Here is a 15,767-nt window from a genome sequence, read left to right on the forward strand (position 1 = left end):
GCTGCTTAGCTGATCCTGCGCCGGTAGGCGGCCGTAGCGAAGAAGTACGCGAGAACGAGGATGCCGAGGCACCATGCCAGGGCGACCCATATGTCGCTACCGATCGGCCGTTGTTCAAACAGATCCTGGATCGTGTTGACGATCGACGTGACCGGCTGGTTCTCGGCGAAGGCACGCACGGGACCCGGCATGGTGGCCGTGGGGACGAAGGCCGAACTGATGAACGGCAGGAAGATGAGCGGGTAGGAGAACCCGCCGGCGCCGTCTACAGACTTCGCTGTCAGGCCCGCGATGATAGCGAGCCATGTGAGCGCGAGGGTGAACAGCGCCAGGATTCCGATGATGGCGAGCCACTCCAGCAGGCTTGCCGATGTGCGGAATCCCATCAGGAAGGCCACCAGCACGATGATCACGAGGGAGAGACCGTTGGCCACCATGGAGGTCAGCACATGTGCCCACAGCACGGATGATCGTGCGATCGGCATGGAGTGGAACCGCTCGAAAATACCGCTCTTCATGTCGGTGAACAAGCGAACGGCGGTGTAAGCGATGCCTGATGCGATCGCGATCAGCATGATTCCCGGCAGCAGGTAATTGACGTAGTTCTCGGTGCCGGTCTTGATGGCTCCGCCGAACACGTAGACGAACAGCAGCATGAGGGCGATCGGCGTGATCGCGGTGGTGATAATGGTGTCCGCGCTACGGAAAATGTGGCGCATGGAGCGGCCCAGCAAGACGGACGTGTCTCCAAAGAAGTGTGTGCTCATGACTGGTCCTTACTTGACGCGACCTTGCCCTGGTTCCCCACAAGTGCAAGGAAGATATCCTCCAGGGTGGGCTGCTTTTCGACGTACTCGACCTTCGCCGGTGGGAGTAGTTGCTTTAGCTCGGCGAGAGTCCCGTTCGCGATGATGCGCCCTTGATGAAGGATGGCGATCCGGTCCGCGAGTTGTTCGGCCTCGTCGAGATACTGTGTGGTGAGCAGAACAGTGGTGCCCTGATTCGCGAGCTCCTGGATTACCTGCCACACTTCGATGCGTGCTTCGGGGTCGAGCCCGGTGGTCGGCTCATCGAGGAAGATCACCTCGGGCTGGCCGATCAGGCTCATGGCGATGTCAAGGCGACGGCGCATGCCCCCCGAATACGCGGACACTTTTCGGGATGCTGCCTCGGAGAGGTTGAAGCGCGCCAGAAGATCATCCGCCGCTTGGCCGGGGTCCTTCAGGTGCCGCAACCTGGCAACAAGCACCAGGTTTTCCCGGCCGGAGAGGATTTCATCGACTGCTGCGAATTGTCCGGTGAGGCTGATGGATTCCCGGACCCGCAGCGCTTGGGTTACGACGTCGAATCCGTTGACGGTGGCCGTGCCGGCGTCCGGACTCAGCAGTGTGGACAGGATTTTCACCATCGTGGTTTTTCCCGCTCCGTTGGAGCCGAGAAGGGCGAAGATGCTGCCCGGTTCCACGTCGAAGTCCACGCCGCGCAGCACGTGCAGCTCTTTGTAGGACTTTTCCATGCCCTGCACGCGGATCGCGGGTTCGCGGGTGGTGGAGCCATTGCTCATGATTCCCCCTCCCTCCCATCGTCCCCGGCAGCGGCGTCGATTGCCTTGACGAGGCGTTCACGCTCCTTGTTGATCCACTGCCCGCCCGTGTAGTTGCGCATGAACGTTTCAGCGAACTCCACCGGGTCGTCACCGACGATCGCGCGAATCGGCGTTCCATCCGCGGCGCTCTGTTCGAAGAGATCGGTGAGGTCCCCGAGCATCCGCAGCAGCACATCGCCCTTGGTGATGGCCCCGAAGTACATCAGGTAGCGCTCCAGCGCGGTCGCCGCCGCGCGATAGTCCGCGGGAAGCTGTTCCACGCGTGTCTTATTTTGCCGGTATTGCTTCTTCTGTTCGAGCGATCCCGTGAGCTGCTCGATCCACCCTGCGGCCATGTTCACTTTCCTTCCTTTCGGAGGTGTTCCAGTCGTTCGGACAGGAAACTCCACGTGTTCCAGAATTCGTCCAGTTCCTTCTTGCCTTGCTCGTTGAGCGAATAGACCTTGCGCGGCGGGCCCTTCTCGGACGGCCGCTTCTCGACGTCGACGAGGCCTTTCTGCTCGATCCTGACGAGCAGCGCATACACGGTGCCCTCGGCGATCTCGGTGAAGCCCTGCCCCCGGAGAAGCGTCGTGATTTCGTACCCGTACGCGGGATTCCCGGTCAGGAGAGCCAGAACGATGCCCTCCAGGGTCCCCTTGAGCATCTCCGTCATCTGCTTGCCCATTGGACACCTCCTTTCACTACTCAGTGTTACTAGCTACTAGTACATAGTAGCGCTAAGTAGTGGAAGTGCAAGACCTCAATGGAACTGCGCCGAGGCGGACTCAAGGACGTCGGAACGCGCCGTCCCTCAAGAGGGCCACAGCAGTCCCGGCGTCAAGTTCGGCGGCGATCTCGACGTCGTCCGCGTACCCTGCGCCTATCAACTCACGGCCGCTTGAGCAGCCTCGCAGAGCGTCATGGAGCCGGGGTTCGGCGGCGTTGAACACGGCCATCGCGGCATTTGCCTCCGGCGCGAAACCTTCCCTGCCATCCTCCGGCGTGAAGCCGCCCCAGCCTGCGGCAGCGAGCCCGGCGATGAACGCGCCGGCTCCGATCTGATCCTCCACTGCGGGCCGGAGCGAACCGCCGGGCCATAGCTCCCCGGCCGCGATCACCGCCACCACTGCGTCCGGAGGGAGTTCGGCCGCCACCCAATCCGCGGTGGCGGCTGCGTTGCGAAGTGACACGGCCGCGATGAGCGGGACTTCCGGGGCAAGCTCATGCGCGATGGAAGAGCCGTTGGGTGAGGGCAGCACGACCCGGCCCAACGGGCGCGCCTCCCGCAGGCTCGACGGCGAGAGGCTCAGTCCGCCTCCACCTCTCGGACCGGCCAGTTGGGCATCATGGTGGGCGGCGAAATCCTCGGCCCCGGCATCCTTCCACGGGTACGGGAACACCATGGCCCCCCGATCGACGGCGACGCTGACGCAGGTAGTGAAGGTGAGGACGTCGACCACGACGGCGAGGTCCACTCCGGACGCAACCGAACGGGCGCCGTCGAGCCCCCATTCAAACCTCACCCTGAACGGAAGCTGCCGGTGCACCGTCCCCGCCATGGTCATGACAGTTCGGCCTCCAGGTTGCGGCGGGCGGCATCCAGCCACAGGCTTTTCGCGCGTTCGCTGTGGAAGAGCGGATCCAGGGCGAGCAGTTGGCGGACGACGGCGGCCCGGCCGGCAGCGAAGTCGGCATCGCTGACGTGGGCGTAGTCCTCGCGGACAGCAGCCAGGTAGCGGGCGTAAGCCGCTGGTTCCGCTCCGAGGATGGAGAGATCGGCGTCGCACAAGAGGGCGCCGGCCTGGTCTCCCGGTTCGGGGCTGTGGGTGGAGGTCAGCCTGACCAGCCGGGCAACGTCGTCGATCACGGGCCCGGGGAGCCCCGCAACGGCCAGGCGGTCTTCGGCCAGCCTGGCCGATTGCTCTTCGTCCTGCCCGGCGATTCCCTCGTAGACGGCGTCATGGAACCACGCGGCCAACGTCACTGAGCGCGCAGGCAGAGCGGGTTCGCTGAGGAGGTCCAAGGCTTCCAGGACCGCCAGCAAATGCGTGCGGCTGTGGTACTTCCGATGGTCCTCGCCCCAGCGTTCGAGGAGCTCAAAACCCAGCTCCTCGTGTTCCGGAAGTGTCGAATTCCAGCGCTCCAGCAAGGGCACGGTGAGCGCCTTGCTGCGTTGGCGGGCGGGGATCCGCAAGCCGCTCGCAATCAGTTTCCGCACCAAAATTCGGGCCTCCACGGGGATGGCGCCTGCCGAGAGGAGATCCTGGTAGCGGCGTTCCGGGACGTCGTAGTGGTCGCCATCGAAGGCGCGCTCGGGAATTCCCGCGGCCTCAGCGAAGGCATGCAGCTCCTCGAGCGATGTGTCCGAGACGAGGTGGGAAAACACGGTCCCGTGCGCGGGCCACAGCGGCGGATCAACGTAGACGGCCATGGCCTGCGCCCGGGAAACTAGGAGTTTTTCCGGGTGGCAACCGCTGAGAGTGCGGTCAGGCCCTTTTCGAAGTCGCCGCCCACCATCTTGTCCATGTTCATGAACAAAGCGAAGATTTTGCCGAGGCCCTTGTTCTCGCCGGACATTGTCCAGGTGACGCGGGTGCCGTCCCCTTCGGGCACGAACGTGAACCCTGTGGGGTTGACTGCCTTCATGGGCTTGGTGAATTCGAGGCGGATGTCGATCTTGCCGGGCTCCTCCGAGCCGACGATTTCCATGGTTCCGGTGCCGGCCTTGTTGTTGCCGCTCCAGGCATACTTTGCTCCGACGCCGGACTCGTTGCCCGAGTAGCTGCGGCTCAGCTGGGGGTCAACGGCCTCCCACGGAGACCATTTGGTCCACTCGTGGAAGTTGTTGACGAAGGGGAAGATGTCGGAGGGTGCGGCAGGGATCAGTGCGTTGCGAGTGACTGTGAAGGGTGCCATGTGCATATCGTACGGCGCTTTGTCGAGAGTGGGTGCGGGCCGCGTGCTGTGTTCCGGCACGCAGCGCGCGGCCCGGACCCACGATTTCGATGGCGGGTGCAGCTTTACATGCCCGGGATGTCGAGCGCTTCGTAGACGGTGATCGAGGCTTCGGGTGCCATGAGGAAATGCGGGTGGCCTTCGAGGAGCTTCAGGGCTCCGTCCATGTCCTCTGCCTGCAGGACGCTGTAACCGCCCACGCCGGTCTCTGCATCGGACACTCCAGAGTTCCCGACCACCTTGCCGCCACCGAGGGGTGTGCCAAGATCGGCAAGCCCATCGCCAGCCTTCGCGGCCCAGTCCATCCACAGCTTCATGCCTTCTGCTGCTGCCTCAGGGGTGCTGTCAGCCATCATCGATTCCGCCGATTGCGGTGCATTGTAGAGAACTACGAACTTCTTCATTACGTGTCCTTTTTCTCATGCTCGCCAGGCGGTGTTCCACCCGGTCACACCTGATCCTAGGGTTAGGGATCGCAAACAGCGAGGGGCTTTTCAAGGTAAGCGGAGAAGGCTATGGACAGCAGTTTCGCCGTCGGCAAACATGGAGCAGGAGGGATGATTCGCCAAAGTTGAGCATAGTAGACTCAACTTTGAGAAATAGTCGTCTTTCCCGAGAGGAGCTCTTCCATGGACGTCAAATTCACCACCAAGAGCCAGGAGGCTCTTTCCGCGGCGGCCATGAACGCCTCCACCGCCGGAAATCCGCAGCTGGAGCCAGCCCACTTGCTCAAAGCGCTCATGGACCAGCGCGAGGGCGTCGCGGTAGCACTTTTGCGCGCTACTGGAGCGGACCCGGATGCCGTGAGCGTGCAGGCGAGTTCGGCCATCAAGGCCCTGCCGTCGTCGTCGGGCAGTTCCGTGCAGCAAGCGCAGCTTTCGCGTCCTTCCATGCAGGCCATCCAGGCCGCCCAGAACGAGTCCGAGAAACTCGGAGACTCCTTCGTGTCCACAGAGCACCTCCTCTTGGGGCTCTCTGCCGGTAGCGATGCCGTGGGGAAGCTACTGCGCGACGCCGGTGCCTCCCATGAAGCGCTCCTCGCCGCCCTGCCGGGTGTCCGCGGCGACCGGAAAGTCACCTCGCAAGACCCGGAAAACACCTTCCAGGCGCTCGAGAAATACGGCATGGACCTCACAGCCGTCGCTCGCTCCGGCAAGCTGGATCCCGTGATCGGTCGGGACAGCGAAATCCGGAGGGTCGTCCAGGTCCTGAGCCGTCGCACCAAGAACAACCCGGTGCTGATCGGCGAACCCGGTGTCGGCAAGACCGCCGTCGTCGAAGGTCTTGCCCAGCGCATGGTGGCCGGGGACGTCCCGGAAAGCCTGCGGGGCAAGACCCTGATCGCGCTGGACCTCGCGTCCATGGTGGCCGGCGCGAAGTACCGCGGTGAATTCGAGGAACGGCTCAAGGCCGTGCTGGAGGAGATCAAGAACTCCAACGGGCAGATCGTCACATTCATCGACGAAATCCATACGGTGGTGGGCGCCGGTGCCACCGGCGAAAGCGCCATGGACGCAGGCAACATGCTCAAACCAATGCTGGCGCGCGGCGAGCTGCGGCTCATCGGCGCCACCACCCTGGACGAGTACCGCGAAAATGTCGAGAAAGACCCTGCCCTTGAACGCCGCTTCCAGCAGGTCTTCGTGGGCGAGCCGAGCGTGGAGGACACCATCGGGATCCTCCGCGGCCTCAAGGAACGCTACGAGGCCCACCACAAGGTTGCGATCGCAGACTCCGCCCTCGTGGCCGCAGCCACGCTCTCCAACCGCTACATCTCGGGCCGTCAGTTGCCGGACAAGGCGATCGACCTCGTGGACGAGGCCGCCTCCCGTCTGCGCATGGAAATCGATTCCGCTCCCGAGGAAATCGACCAGCTCCGCCGTGCCGTGGACCGCCTCACCATGGAGGAACTGGCCCTCGAACGGGAGACCGATGCGGCCTCCATCGAACGCCTCGCTGCACTCCGCGCGGACAAGGCGGACAAAAAGGAAGCCCTGGCGGCGCTAAACGCCCGTTGGGAAGCCGAGAAGGCCGGGCTCAACCGTGTCGGCGACCTCAAGGCGAAAATCGACGAACTGCGTTCGGCCGCCGAAAAACACCAGCGCGAAGGCGACCTTGAAGCTGCCTCACGCATTCTCTACGGCGAACTGCCCGCATTGGAGCGCGAGCTCAGCGCAGCAGCCGAGGAAGAGTCGGCCCGGGAAGCGCGCGGTGAAGCGAAGCCCGCACTGATGGTCGCGGATGAAGTCACGGCGGATGATATCGCCGAGGTCATTTCGGCCTGGACCGGGATCCCCGCCGGCCGCATGCTGCAGGGAGAATCCCAGAAGCTGCTGCACATGGAAGAGGAGATCGGAAAGCGCCTGATCGGCCAGTCCAAGGCTGTGGCCGCCGTTTCCGATGCCGTCCGCCGCGCCCGTGCGGGGATCAGCGATCCCAACCGCCCCACGGGTTCGTTTCTGTTCCTCGGTCCTACCGGCGTCGGTAAAACCGAGCTCGCGAAGGCACTCGCTGACTTCCTGTTCGACGACGAACGCGCCATGGTGCGGATCGACATGTCCGAGTACGGGGAGAAGCACTCCGTGGCCCGGCTGGTGGGTGCCCCTCCGGGATACGTGGGCTACGAGGAAGGCGGCCAGCTCACCGAAGCGGTCCGCCGGCGCCCGTACTCCGTGATCCTGCTCGACGAGGTGGAGAAGGCCCACCCGGAGGTGTTCGACATCCTCCTGCAAGTGCTCGACGACGGTCGCCTCACCGATGGGCAGGGCCGCACCGTGGACTTCCGGAACACCATCCTGGTGCTGACCTCCAACTCGGGCAGCCAGTTCCTGGTGGATCCGACCCTGGACGCCACGGCGAAGCGAAATGCGGTCATGGCCGTGGTCAACGCCTCCTTCAAGCCGGAGTTCCTCAACCGCCTCGATGAGATTGTGCTCTTCGATCCGCTCAGCGTGGACGAGCTCGCCAGGATCGTCGAGCTGCACGTGGACGAGCTGACCAAGCGGCTGCACGACCGCCGGCTCACCCTTGAGGTCAGCGACGGCGCCCGGGCCTGGCTCGCGATGTCCGGTTACGATCCCGCCTACGGCGCCCGTCCGTTGCGACGGCTGGTCCAACGCGAGATCGGCGACCGCCTGGCCAAGGAAATCCTCGCCGGAGAGATCGTGGACGGCGACACCGTGCTGGTGGACACCGCGGCCGACGTCGACGAACTCACCATCGAGGGCCTCGAAGCTTTGACGGGTCCCGACGGCGGAGCTCCGGCGGGTAGCGGCCTGACCGTGAGGCGGAAGGACTAACCGAAGCCGCGCGGGACTACTTTTGCAGCACGGACTCCTTGAGCGTGTTTCCCGAGTTCACCACGATGAAGCAGTCCACGCGGCGGTCACCGTTGTCCCAGCTGGTGGCGCTCGGGTACACGTTCTGCTGCAGGAGTGCGTACTTGGTGGAGGCCTCGTTGAGCATCACGTCACGGCAGATTTCGCGGCCTTTGTCACGCAAGGCCGTGGCACCGGGGAAGGTGTCGTCAGCCTTGTACCGGAAGATGGAGCCCAGTTGGGCCGAGTGGTCGGTAGTGCAGTCCACCACCTTGGACTTGGTGGCGTTGGAGTCGAAATCGGCGAAGCAATCACCGAGCTGGTAGTCCTTTGCCTCGACATCCGCCGGGAGCGGGCCGCGGCTGGTGGACGTGGCCGGGGCGGGGGTGGGCGCCGCCGCAGGGTGGTTGGCGAGGGCTCCAACGAGCACCCAGATCACTACCCCGATGAGGATCAATACAGCCAGCACAATGCCGCCGATGATGAGCCGATACCGCGTTATGGCGTCCAGGGCTGTCCGCAGGGTCCCTGAACGAGGGTCTACCGGCGGCTCGTTGTCGCCTGTACCGTTGTTGCCCGGGATCGTGTTGTCCTGGCCCATGTCTGAGTTTGCTGCCTTTCGTGCGTGCGGCCCGATATTAGGGCGACTCTACCCAAGTTTTTCATGCCAACGAATGGAGATACCGCCAGGTGGAACTGTGACGCCGCTTTCGCGAAGGTCGTGGCACGCAGTTGCTCCAGAAAGCATGTAATCTAGACATACGACAAATTGACCAAACATTCCGGGGCCTCACCGATCGCCAAGGTGACCACCTCCGGTCCAAGTACAAAAGGGGGTCACGCCATGGGGCGCGGCCGTCAAAAGGCAAAAGCTACCAAGCAGGCTCGGGACATCAAGTACTACTCCCCGAACACTGACTATTCGGCCCTTCAGCGGGAGCTGACCGGGCCATCAAGTCGTGCGACGAGCCGATTTGCGGACGATCCACCGGAGCCGGACTACTCGGCTTACGAGGACAAGTACGCACAGGACTTGGAAGACGATGACGACGAGGTAGACACCCGCCGTATCGGATAGCTGTAGCAACAATCAGGTGCCTTTCGGCATCGAGTTGCGTACCGCCGTCGTACACGAAGTCATTTGGCATCCCCGGATGCCACCCAAAACGATCTAGCCCGTAGGGCGCGCCATAATCGGCGTGCGCTACGGGCCTTTTTCGTCTCCTTCTGCCGGTCAGTCCTTCTCGTGGCACAGATCCAGCAAGGGGATCAGTGTTTCGAGGTCGTTGGCGCGGGCTGCAGCCAGGATCTTCCGGTGGGCGTCCGCGACGCGCTCAAGCTTGGCGTCGTCCAAGGGATACGAGCGGCTGATGAGCCGTTGAACGGGGTTGTCCCAGACGGATTCGAGCGTTTTCAGCAGGAATCCGTTGGGGGCAGGCGCCGCCAGGCCCAAATGGAACGCCCGCGTCGCGGTAAAGAGTTCCTCCGGATCCGCGCTTGCCGCACCCTCGGCGATAAGCAGTTCGAGCCGGGCGAGCTGCAGGTTTGTGTATTTGGCCCCGCACTGCCTGATGGCCATGATCTCGAGGGCCTTGCGCACCTCGTAGACTTCCTCGACAGCTGAGCGGGTCAGTGTCGTCGCAAAATATCCTGCGCCCGGGACCAAAGTGGCGAGTCCTTCGTGGACCAAGCGGTTCAGGGCGTCGCGGACAGGCGTCCGGGAAACGCCGTATTCTTCGGCCAGTTGTTCCTGGACCAGGGGAGCGCCAGGCTCGACCACGCCGTTGACGATCTCATTGCTGATCCTGTCGTAGACGTGCTCGCTCAGTGGCCGCATCCCCTTGGCAGCTTGCGCGGCCATTCGCCTCATCCCCTTTTCGGTATCAAAACTTGCTCAATCCTACGTGCTTTACATCACAGGATTCACTGTATACAGTGAATCCAATCCTACCAACCCCGATGAAAGTTGCCCTATGAGCCTGCACATTCCACGCATACCCGGGATCGATTTTGCCGCCGTCGGCAAGCAGTTGGGTTACCTGGAGATCGAACATTCGGACAACGAGAATGACGCCGCTGTCATCCCGTCTCCGATCGCCGTGCTGAGTGGTGGAGACGGCCCCACCGTCCTCCTGGCCGCCGGCACGCATGGTGACGAATATGAAGGCCAGATCCTGCTCCAGGAACTCATCCGCACTTTGAACCCGGATGAGGTGACAGGGAGGCTGATCATCCTCCCCGCCCTCAATATCGCCGCTGTCCGCGAGGGAAGACGCGTTTCCAGTGTGGACCGGGTCAATCTGAACCGGGCCCTCCCGGGCCGCGCCGATGGCGGGCCGGCCCTCCAGATCGCCTCGATTGTGGCCGGAGAACTCATCCCGATGGCTGACTTTGTCATGGACATCCACTCCGGGGGAATTGCGTCCGAATATGTTCCGTCAGCGTTCGTCTACCAAGGACCGACGCCGGAGCTATGGGCCGAGAAGGCGGCGGCGGTAGCCGCGTTCAATGCCCCATATTCCGTCGTGGTGAAGCCCATGCTGAAGTCGGGCTCCATCAGCGGCGCTGCGGATCGGGCCGGCGTACCGATGATCTCGACCGAACTTGGTGGCAGGGGAACCGTATCCCTGCCGATCCTCAACAGGGCCAGGACCGGACTTCGTTCTCTGCTCGGCCACTGGGGTGTGCTCAAGGACGCCGCTGCCAGCGGCGAGACGGCCTCCGACGGCGGTGCGCGCGACGCCGGGCGGGTCGCCACAGCCCCGATCCAGTGGATCGAACTCACGGCCCAATCCCCGGTTCATTCCACGATGGCCGGCATCCTTGAGCCGCTCGTGGAACTTGGCCAGAAGGTCAGGGCCGGAGACCTCGTGGCCCGGGTCCACTCCGTGGAAGAGCTTGACCGTCCTCCAAAAGACTTTTTTGCACCCATTGACGGGGTGGTTGCAATCGTTCGGCATCCCGCCCTCGTCAATGTCGGCACCACCGTGGTCAACATCGCCGTTGACCACGGAACAAGCTATGAGAAAGGCAATCATGAACCGTCCTAGCTACATCTCCACAGGCGTCCTGCTGCTGGCAGCCGCCGTCGGGCTAAGCGGCTGCACCACGGCATCACTCGACGCCGGCAAGGAAGCCGCGGCCAGTTCCATTCCCGGCAACGACGCCGCGATCCCGGCGGCACCCTTCAACCAGTCCGCCGCGAATCTCTTACCCCCGGACGTCAAGGCCAAAGGGACGCTGGTGGTTGGAACAGACCCCACCTTCGCGCCCTATGAGTTCTACGCCGCTGACAGCAAGACGGTTGTCGGTTGGGACGCAGACTTTGCGAAAGCCGTCGGCGAGACGCTGGGGCTCGAAGTCAAGATGGTGCCCGCGACCTTCGACACCATCCTGCCTGGGGTGAGCTCGAACAAGTACGACGTCGGCATCTCGGGTTTCAATGTCACGGCCGAACGCAAGATGAATGCCGATTTCGCCTCCTACCAAAGCAGCGGCTCAGGCCTTGCCGTCAAGGCGGGCAACCCCCGGAAGTTGTCCCTCAACGCGATGACGCTGTGCGGCACCAAGGTGGGTGGCGAGAAAGGAACCACGCAGGGGATCGAGACCCTTCCGGCGTTTTCGAAGCAGTGCGTCGACGCCGGCAAGGCGCCGATTGACATTCAGCTGTTTCCCTCGCAGAACGAAGCCAACCTCGCCCTCATCTCCGGCCGTGTCGACAGCGTCCTCTCAGGTCTTGTCGGCATGGGCTACGCAAGCAAGCTTTCAGGGGGCGCTTTCGAGCTCGCGGGCAATCAGGACTTCGAACCGACGCCGGTCGGTATCGCCATGCCCAAGGGTTCGGCATTGACCAAGCCGGTCGTCGCGGCGGTCAGGGCGCTGCTCGCGGGCGACACGTACAAGGCGATCAACGCGAAGTACGGAATCCCGGACTCGGTGACCATCAGCGCCGATGCCGTGGACGCTAGTGGTGCGAAATGAGCGGCGTGATCACCGTCCCTGAGATCGGAACAACGGACCGCGGGCAGTTCACCGTGGTCCCAGCCAGGCACCCCTGGCGGTGGGTGGCTGGTACTGCGGTAGCCGCCGTCGTGATCTTGCTGCTTGTTTCCGCGGTGAGCAATCCCCGTTTCGGCTGGGACAAGGTGGCCCTGTATTTCCGCGATGTCGCCATCGTCAACGGGATCGGCATCACCCTGTTCTTGACGGTTGTTTGCATGGCCCTCGGGGTGGGGCTCGGCGTGCTGCTTGCCGTCATGCAGCTTTCGGCAAACCCCGTCGTCAAGGCCTCGGCAAGCGCCTACGTGACGATCTTCCGTGGCACGCCGGTCCTGGTCCAGCTGTTGTTCTGGTTCAACTTGTCGGCGCTGTACCCGGAGATCACTTTCGGTATCCCCGGCGTCAGCCTGGACGCCAACCAGACCATCACACCCCTCGCCGCGGCGATCCTTGGCCTGGGGCTTAACGAGGCCGCCTACATGTCGGAGATTGTCAGGGCAGGCATCCAGTCCATCGATCAAGGCCAGGGCGAAGCTGCGGGTGCCCTCGGCATGTCCCGTATCCAGACCCTCACCAGGGTGATCCTGCCGCAGGCCATGCGCGTCATCATTCCACCCACGGGCAACGAGTTCATCGGCATGCTCAAGATGACGTCGCTTGTCAGTGTCCTGGCTGTCCCCGAGCTCCTGTACTCCGCCCAGATCATCTACTCGAAGAACCTGCAGGTTGTTCCCCTGCTCCTGGTGGCCAGCATCTGGTACATCATCGTCACCACCGTGTTCACGGTGGGTCAGGGTTCCCTGGAACGGCACTTCGCGCGGGGAACGTCCCGTTCCGTCCCGCCGACCGCTGCCGAGCGGCTGCGGAAATTCTTCAGGGTTCACTCCACGCACGGCTCAGGAAAGGGCGGGCAGTCATGACCATCGAACTTACGGAAAGCCGGAGCGCGCCGGAGGCGCTTACGCTGGTACGCGCGGAAGGCGTGCGCAAGAGTTTCGGCGACAACGAGGTCCTCAAAGGCATTGACCTCCACGTCCAAAGCGGTGAAGTGGTCTGCCTGATCGGGGCTTCCGGCTCGGGGAAAAGCACCTTCTTGCGGTGCGTGAACCACCTGGAGAAGATCGACGGCGGTCTGCTGTGGGTGGGGGACAGGGCCGTGGGCTACCGGATCAAGGGGGACAAGCTGCACGAACAGTCCCACAACGAAATCTGCGCCGACCGCACCGATATCGGGATGGTCTTCCAGCATTTCAATCTCTTCCCGCACATGACCGTGCTGGAGAACCTGATGGAAGCCCCGCTCAGGGTGCTCAAACAACGCAAGGTGGATGTCCGCCGTCGGGCATTGGATTTGTTGGAGAAGGTGGGCCTCTCGGAGAAGGCGGATGCTTATCCGCGGCACCTCTCGGGCGGGCAGCAGCAGCGGGTGGCGATCGCCCGGGCCCTGTGCATGCAGCCGAAGTTGATGCTGTTTGACGAGCCGACGTCGGCGCTGGATCCGGAGCTCGTGGGCGAAGTCCTCAGGGTGATGAAGGACCTGGCCCGGACGGGAATGACCATGATTGTTGTGACGCACGAAATGGGCTTCGCCCGCGACGTGGCGGATCGCGTGGTGTTCATGCACGGCGGACGGATCATTGAGGAAGGTGCCGCCCCAGAGGTCATTGGCAACCCGCAGCATGAGCGGACCAAGGCGTTTTTGTCGGCAGTTCTGTAGGTGTTGATAGTGCGCTCTCGAAAGTTGTTGACAGAATGCGTTAGTGACGGCTAACGTATTAAGCATGCTCGACCGACTGGAAGTTGCCGCGGAGCCGAACAGGCGGCGTCTGTTGCACCTGCTTGCGGCGGGTGAGCGCACCGTGACGGAGCTGGCCGGCGAATTCACGGTGAGCAGATCCGCCGTCTCCCAGCACTTGTTGTTGCTGGAGCAGGTAGGCCTCGTTGCTGCCCGCAAAGAAGGACGCAACCGCTTCTACCGCTTGGACAATGCCGGCATGAGGGAACTGCGGATGCTTTTTGAGCAGTTCTGGACCGCTGAGCTGGACATGCTCCTCGCTGACGCACAAAACTTCACCACCGACCGACTTCAAACAACAGAGGAATCACCATGATTTACGACAAGACCATTCTTCTTCCCCTCAACGTCGACCAGGCGTTCGAACTCATCACGCAGCCTGCACGCCTTCGCCGCTGGCAGACCGTTGCCGCACGCGTCGACCTGAAGGTGGGCGGCGAGTACCGCTGGACAATCACGCCCGGTCACCACGCGGCCGGAACGTTCACTGAAATCGAGCCGGGCAAGCGCGTCGTCTTCACTTGGGGCTGGGAGCAGCCTGAAGCCCCGGCGGACAACGTCTCCACCGTGGCCATCACCCTTGAGCCTGCTGACGGCGGGACCAGCGTGCGCCTGGTGCACGAAGGCCTTCCGACGCCGGAAGCCGTCGCCGCCCACTCCGAGGGCTGGAACCACTACCTCGACCGTCTCCTCGCCGAGGCGGCCACGGGCGACGCCGGTGCCGACGAATGGGCAGCATCCCCTGCCGATCTCAACGAACTCACTTCTGCGGACGCCACGCTTGCCATCGTGCAGCGCGTTCTGGCGCACGTCACCGAAGCCGACGCGCAGACCCAGACTCCGTGCGCCGATTTCAACGTCTCGCAGTTGCTCGACCACCTTGCCGGCTCAATTGCCAACATCGCCAAGGCCCTGGGTGCCGACGTAGCCGACGACGCCGGAAAGTCGCCTGAGGTGCGCATCGCCGACCTCGCCCAGCCCACGCTGGAAGCTTTCTACCGCCGCGGCCTCGAAGGCACCATCGACATGGGCTTCGCCGAGCTACCGGCCGCGATGGTCGCCTCCATCCTCAACCTCGAGTTCCTGGTCCACGCTTGGGACTTCTCCAAGGCCCTGGGCCTCGAGGTGTCGGTGGCGGATGAGCTCACCGACTACGTCGAGGTCCTCGCGCAGAACACCATCAGCGAGCAGGTCCGCGCAAGCGGCAGCTTCGCCCCGGCCCAGGAAGTCGCCGAGACGTCATCCAGCCTGGAACGCCTGGTCGCTTTCACGGGCCGGACTGTTCACGCCTAAGCTCAAGGCTACTCAACGAAGGGATAGCAATGCCGCAGGTTGATAGCTACAAGCAGGGAACTCCGTGTTGGGTGGACCTGTCGTCGTCGGACATCGAGGCTTCCAAGGCCTTCTACCGTGATCTGTTCGGCTGGGAACTGGACGCGATGGATGCCGGCAACGGCATGACCTACTACATGGCCAAGCTGCAGGACCGCTATGTGGCGGGCCTGATGCAGCAGATGCCGGACATGGCTGCGGCCGGGGCGCCGTCCTTCTGGGCCAACTACCTCGCCGTCGATTCGGTGGATGAGGCCGCTGAGCGCGCGACGGCGGCAGGCGGCAACATCCTCTTCCCGCCGGACAGCGTCCCCAACGGGAGCGGCCGGATGTTCTTCGCCGCCGATCCGGCGGGCGCTCAGATTGGTTTTTGGGAGGCCGGAAACCACCACGGCGCCGGGTTGGTCAATGAACCGGGAACGGTGGTCTGGAGCGAGCTGCAGACAAACGACGTCCCCAAGGCTGTGGCCTTCTACGAATCCGTGACGGGGTGCTCCAGCGAGACGGCCGCGGCCGGCGACCTGCAGGAATACACCCAGCTCGTGGTGGACGGGAAGTCCGTGGCCGGCGCCATGAAGCAGCCCGTGGAGGGAATGCCGCCGTTCTGGATGACCTACTTCAATGTTGCGGACGTCAACGAGTCCGTGGCGAAGGCCGTTGAACTCGGAGCCCAGGTCTTCGCGCCTGCCTTCGATGTGCCCGGCATCGGCCGCATGGCAGTTCTCGGCGATCCTGCCGGAGCGGCCTTCAGCGTGATGGCCGGCGAAAGCTCCTAAGCAAA

Annotated in this window: 19 protein-coding genes; 9 read left to right on the plus strand and 10 right to left on the minus strand. The window is 63.4% G+C overall.

Translation table 11 applies throughout. The annotated features are described in order from the left end of the window. Nucleotides 1-5: 5 nt before the first annotated feature. The 8 genes from QRN52_RS11885 to QRN52_RS11920 form a co-directional block, all read right to left on the minus strand. Nucleotides 6-767 carry an ABC transporter permease gene (locus QRN52_RS11885; RefSeq protein WP_284752928.1) on the minus strand — a complete coding sequence of 254 codons (762 nt, stop codon included), beginning with the start codon at nt 765-767 and terminating at the stop codon, nt 6-8. Further along, on the minus strand, nt 764-1,564 hold the full coding sequence (locus tag QRN52_RS11890; RefSeq protein WP_284752929.1) for an ABC transporter ATP-binding protein: 801 nt from the start codon (nt 1,562-1,564) through the stop codon (nt 764-766). The genes QRN52_RS11885 and QRN52_RS11890 overlap by 4 nt, the downstream gene beginning before the upstream one ends. Beyond that, nucleotides 1,561-1,941, minus strand: coding sequence for a DUF1048 domain-containing protein (locus tag QRN52_RS11895; RefSeq protein ID WP_284753000.1), 381 nt, complete (start codon nt 1,939-1,941; stop codon nt 1,561-1,563). The genes QRN52_RS11890 and QRN52_RS11895 overlap by 4 nt, the downstream gene beginning before the upstream one ends. A 2-nt stretch (nt 1,942-1,943) precedes the next feature. Beyond that, complete coding sequence (locus QRN52_RS11900; protein ID WP_284752930.1) at nt 1,944-2,273, minus strand: PadR family transcriptional regulator; 330 nt, start codon at nt 2,271-2,273, stop codon at nt 1,944-1,946. A 100-nt stretch (nt 2,274-2,373) separates the two neighbouring features. Then, a complete protein-coding gene (locus tag QRN52_RS11905) occupies nt 2,374-3,153 on the minus strand; it encodes a 2-phosphosulfolactate phosphatase (protein ID WP_284752931.1) in 780 nt (259 codons plus the stop codon). Further along, nucleotides 3,150-4,019 (minus strand): DUF4031 domain-containing protein, encoded by an 870-nt coding sequence (locus tag QRN52_RS11910; RefSeq protein ID WP_284752932.1) that lies wholly within the window; start codon nt 4,017-4,019, stop codon nt 3,150-3,152. Before QRN52_RS11910 ends, QRN52_RS11905 begins: the two co-directional genes overlap by 4 nt. 17 nt (nt 4,020-4,036) lie before the next feature. Next, nucleotides 4,037-4,504 carry an SRPBCC family protein gene (locus tag QRN52_RS11915; RefSeq protein ID WP_284752933.1) on the minus strand — a complete coding sequence of 156 codons (468 nt, stop codon included), beginning with the start codon at nt 4,502-4,504 and terminating at the stop codon, nt 4,037-4,039. Between the two features lie 104 nt (nt 4,505-4,608). Further along, nucleotides 4,609-4,947, minus strand: a complete 339-nt coding sequence (locus tag QRN52_RS11920; RefSeq protein WP_284752934.1) for a YciI family protein — start codon at nt 4,945-4,947, stop codon at nt 4,609-4,611. 225 nt (nt 4,948-5,172) lie between these two features. Here QRN52_RS11920 and clpB point away from each other — a divergent pair, with 225 nt between their 5' ends. After that, on the plus strand, nt 5,173-7,842 hold the full coding sequence (gene clpB / locus QRN52_RS11925; protein WP_284752935.1) for an ATP-dependent chaperone ClpB: 2,670 nt from the start codon (nt 5,173-5,175) through the stop codon (nt 7,840-7,842). Nucleotides 7,843-7,858: 16 nt separating this feature from the next. Here the strand turns inward: clpB and QRN52_RS11930 are convergent, their stop codons facing one another. Beyond that, on the minus strand, nt 7,859-8,461 hold the full coding sequence (locus QRN52_RS11930) for a septum formation family protein (RefSeq protein WP_284752936.1): 603 nt from the start codon (nt 8,459-8,461) through the stop codon (nt 7,859-7,861). Between the two features lie 243 nt (nt 8,462-8,704). On the opposite strand from QRN52_RS11930, the gene QRN52_RS11935 reads away from it, so the two are divergent. Then, nucleotides 8,705-8,938 carry a DUF3073 domain-containing protein gene (locus QRN52_RS11935; protein ID WP_028265518.1) on the plus strand — a complete coding sequence of 78 codons (234 nt, stop codon included), beginning with the start codon at nt 8,705-8,707 and terminating at the stop codon, nt 8,936-8,938. A 156-nt stretch (nt 8,939-9,094) separates the two neighbouring features. Here QRN52_RS11935 and QRN52_RS11940 read toward each other — a convergent pair whose 3' ends face one another. Continuing rightward, the gene (locus QRN52_RS11940) at nt 9,095-9,721 is read right to left on the minus strand and encodes a GntR family transcriptional regulator (RefSeq protein WP_284752937.1); all 627 of its coding nucleotides are present in this window, start codon (nt 9,719-9,721) and stop codon (nt 9,095-9,097) included. Nucleotides 9,722-9,833: 112 nt separating this feature from the next. Here QRN52_RS11940 and QRN52_RS11945 point away from each other — a divergent pair, with 112 nt between their 5' ends. The 7 genes from QRN52_RS11945 to QRN52_RS11975 all read left to right on the plus strand — a co-directional run bounded on the left by QRN52_RS11945 (nt 9,834) and on the right by QRN52_RS11975 (nt 15,762). Further along, the gene (locus tag QRN52_RS11945; protein WP_284752938.1) at nt 9,834-10,910 is read left to right on the plus strand and encodes a succinylglutamate desuccinylase/aspartoacylase domain-containing protein; all 1,077 of its coding nucleotides are present in this window, start codon (nt 9,834-9,836) and stop codon (nt 10,908-10,910) included. Further along, nucleotides 10,897-11,841: an ABC transporter substrate-binding protein gene (locus tag QRN52_RS11950; RefSeq protein ID WP_284752939.1), complete on the plus strand. Its 945-nt coding sequence runs from the start codon at nt 10,897-10,899 to the stop codon at nt 11,839-11,841. Before QRN52_RS11945 ends, QRN52_RS11950 begins: the two co-directional genes overlap by 14 nt. Next, the gene (locus tag QRN52_RS11955) at nt 11,838-12,779 is read left to right on the plus strand and encodes an amino acid ABC transporter permease (protein WP_284752940.1); all 942 of its coding nucleotides are present in this window, start codon (nt 11,838-11,840) and stop codon (nt 12,777-12,779) included. Before QRN52_RS11950 ends, QRN52_RS11955 begins: the two co-directional genes overlap by 4 nt. After that, complete coding sequence (locus QRN52_RS11960) at nt 12,776-13,576, plus strand: amino acid ABC transporter ATP-binding protein (protein WP_284752941.1); 801 nt, start codon at nt 12,776-12,778, stop codon at nt 13,574-13,576. Before QRN52_RS11955 ends, QRN52_RS11960 begins: the two co-directional genes overlap by 4 nt. 64 nt (nt 13,577-13,640) lie before the next feature. Next, nucleotides 13,641-13,970 carry an ArsR/SmtB family transcription factor gene (locus tag QRN52_RS11965; protein WP_284752942.1) on the plus strand — a complete coding sequence of 110 codons (330 nt, stop codon included), beginning with the start codon at nt 13,641-13,643 and terminating at the stop codon, nt 13,968-13,970. Continuing rightward, complete coding sequence (locus tag QRN52_RS11970) at nt 13,967-14,947, plus strand: TIGR03086 family metal-binding protein (RefSeq protein ID WP_284752943.1); 981 nt, start codon at nt 13,967-13,969, stop codon at nt 14,945-14,947. Before QRN52_RS11965 ends, QRN52_RS11970 begins: the two co-directional genes overlap by 4 nt. A gap of 29 nt (nt 14,948-14,976) precedes the next feature. Continuing rightward, the gene (locus QRN52_RS11975; protein ID WP_284752944.1) at nt 14,977-15,762 is read left to right on the plus strand and encodes a VOC family protein; all 786 of its coding nucleotides are present in this window, start codon (nt 14,977-14,979) and stop codon (nt 15,760-15,762) included. Nucleotides 15,763-15,767: the final 5 nt, after the last annotated feature.

The sequence above is a fragment of the Arthrobacter sp. efr-133-R2A-120 genome, from assembly GCF_030209835.1.
Taxonomy (GTDB): Bacteria; Actinomycetota; Actinomycetes; order Actinomycetales; family Micrococcaceae; genus Arthrobacter.

What these genes read in the sequence shown, in the direction of transcription:
- QRN52_RS11935 (WP_028265518.1), top strand. Translation starts at nt 8,705, where the DNA reads ATGGGGCGCGGCCGTCAAAAGGCAAAAGCTACCAAGCAGGCTCGGGAC.
- QRN52_RS11945 (WP_284752938.1), top strand. Translation starts at nt 9,834, where the DNA reads ATGAGCCTGCACATTCCACGCATACCCGGGATCGATTTTGCCGCCGTC.
- QRN52_RS11915 (WP_284752933.1), bottom strand. Translation starts at nt 4,504, where the DNA reads ATGGCACCCTTCACAGTCACTCGCAACGCACTGATCCCTGCCGCACCC.
- QRN52_RS11920 (WP_284752934.1), bottom strand. Translation starts at nt 4,947, where the DNA reads ATGAAGAAGTTCGTAGTTCTCTACAATGCACCGCAATCGGCGGAATCG.
- QRN52_RS11960 (WP_284752941.1), top strand. Translation starts at nt 12,776, where the DNA reads ATGACCATCGAACTTACGGAAAGCCGGAGCGCGCCGGAGGCGCTTACG.
- QRN52_RS11885 (WP_284752928.1), bottom strand. Translation starts at nt 767, where the DNA reads ATGAGCACACACTTCTTTGGAGACACGTCCGTCTTGCTGGGCCGCTCC.
- QRN52_RS11930 (WP_284752936.1), bottom strand. Translation starts at nt 8,461, where the DNA reads ATGGGCCAGGACAACACGATCCCGGGCAACAACGGTACAGGCGACAAC.
- QRN52_RS11890 (WP_284752929.1), bottom strand. Translation starts at nt 1,564, where the DNA reads ATGAGCAATGGCTCCACCACCCGCGAACCCGCGATCCGCGTGCAGGGC.
- QRN52_RS11905 (WP_284752931.1), bottom strand. Translation starts at nt 3,153, where the DNA reads ATGACCATGGCGGGGACGGTGCACCGGCAGCTTCCGTTCAGGGTGAGG.
- QRN52_RS11965 (WP_284752942.1), top strand. Translation starts at nt 13,641, where the DNA reads ATGCTCGACCGACTGGAAGTTGCCGCGGAGCCGAACAGGCGGCGTCTG.
- QRN52_RS11950 (WP_284752939.1), top strand. Translation starts at nt 10,897, where the DNA reads ATGAACCGTCCTAGCTACATCTCCACAGGCGTCCTGCTGCTGGCAGCC.
- QRN52_RS11900 (WP_284752930.1), bottom strand. Translation starts at nt 2,273, where the DNA reads ATGGGCAAGCAGATGACGGAGATGCTCAAGGGGACCCTGGAGGGCATC.
- QRN52_RS11975 (WP_284752944.1), top strand. Translation starts at nt 14,977, where the DNA reads ATGCCGCAGGTTGATAGCTACAAGCAGGGAACTCCGTGTTGGGTGGAC.
- QRN52_RS11895 (WP_284753000.1), bottom strand. Translation starts at nt 1,941, where the DNA reads ATGGCCGCAGGGTGGATCGAGCAGCTCACGGGATCGCTCGAACAGAAG.
- clpB (WP_284752935.1), top strand. Translation starts at nt 5,173, where the DNA reads ATGGACGTCAAATTCACCACCAAGAGCCAGGAGGCTCTTTCCGCGGCG.
- QRN52_RS11910 (WP_284752932.1), bottom strand. Translation starts at nt 4,019, where the DNA reads ATGGCCGTCTACGTTGATCCGCCGCTGTGGCCCGCGCACGGGACCGTG.
- QRN52_RS11940 (WP_284752937.1), bottom strand. Translation starts at nt 9,721, where the DNA reads ATGGCCGCGCAAGCTGCCAAGGGGATGCGGCCACTGAGCGAGCACGTC.
- QRN52_RS11955 (WP_284752940.1), top strand. Translation starts at nt 11,838, where the DNA reads ATGAGCGGCGTGATCACCGTCCCTGAGATCGGAACAACGGACCGCGGG.
- QRN52_RS11970 (WP_284752943.1), top strand. Translation starts at nt 13,967, where the DNA reads ATGATTTACGACAAGACCATTCTTCTTCCCCTCAACGTCGACCAGGCG.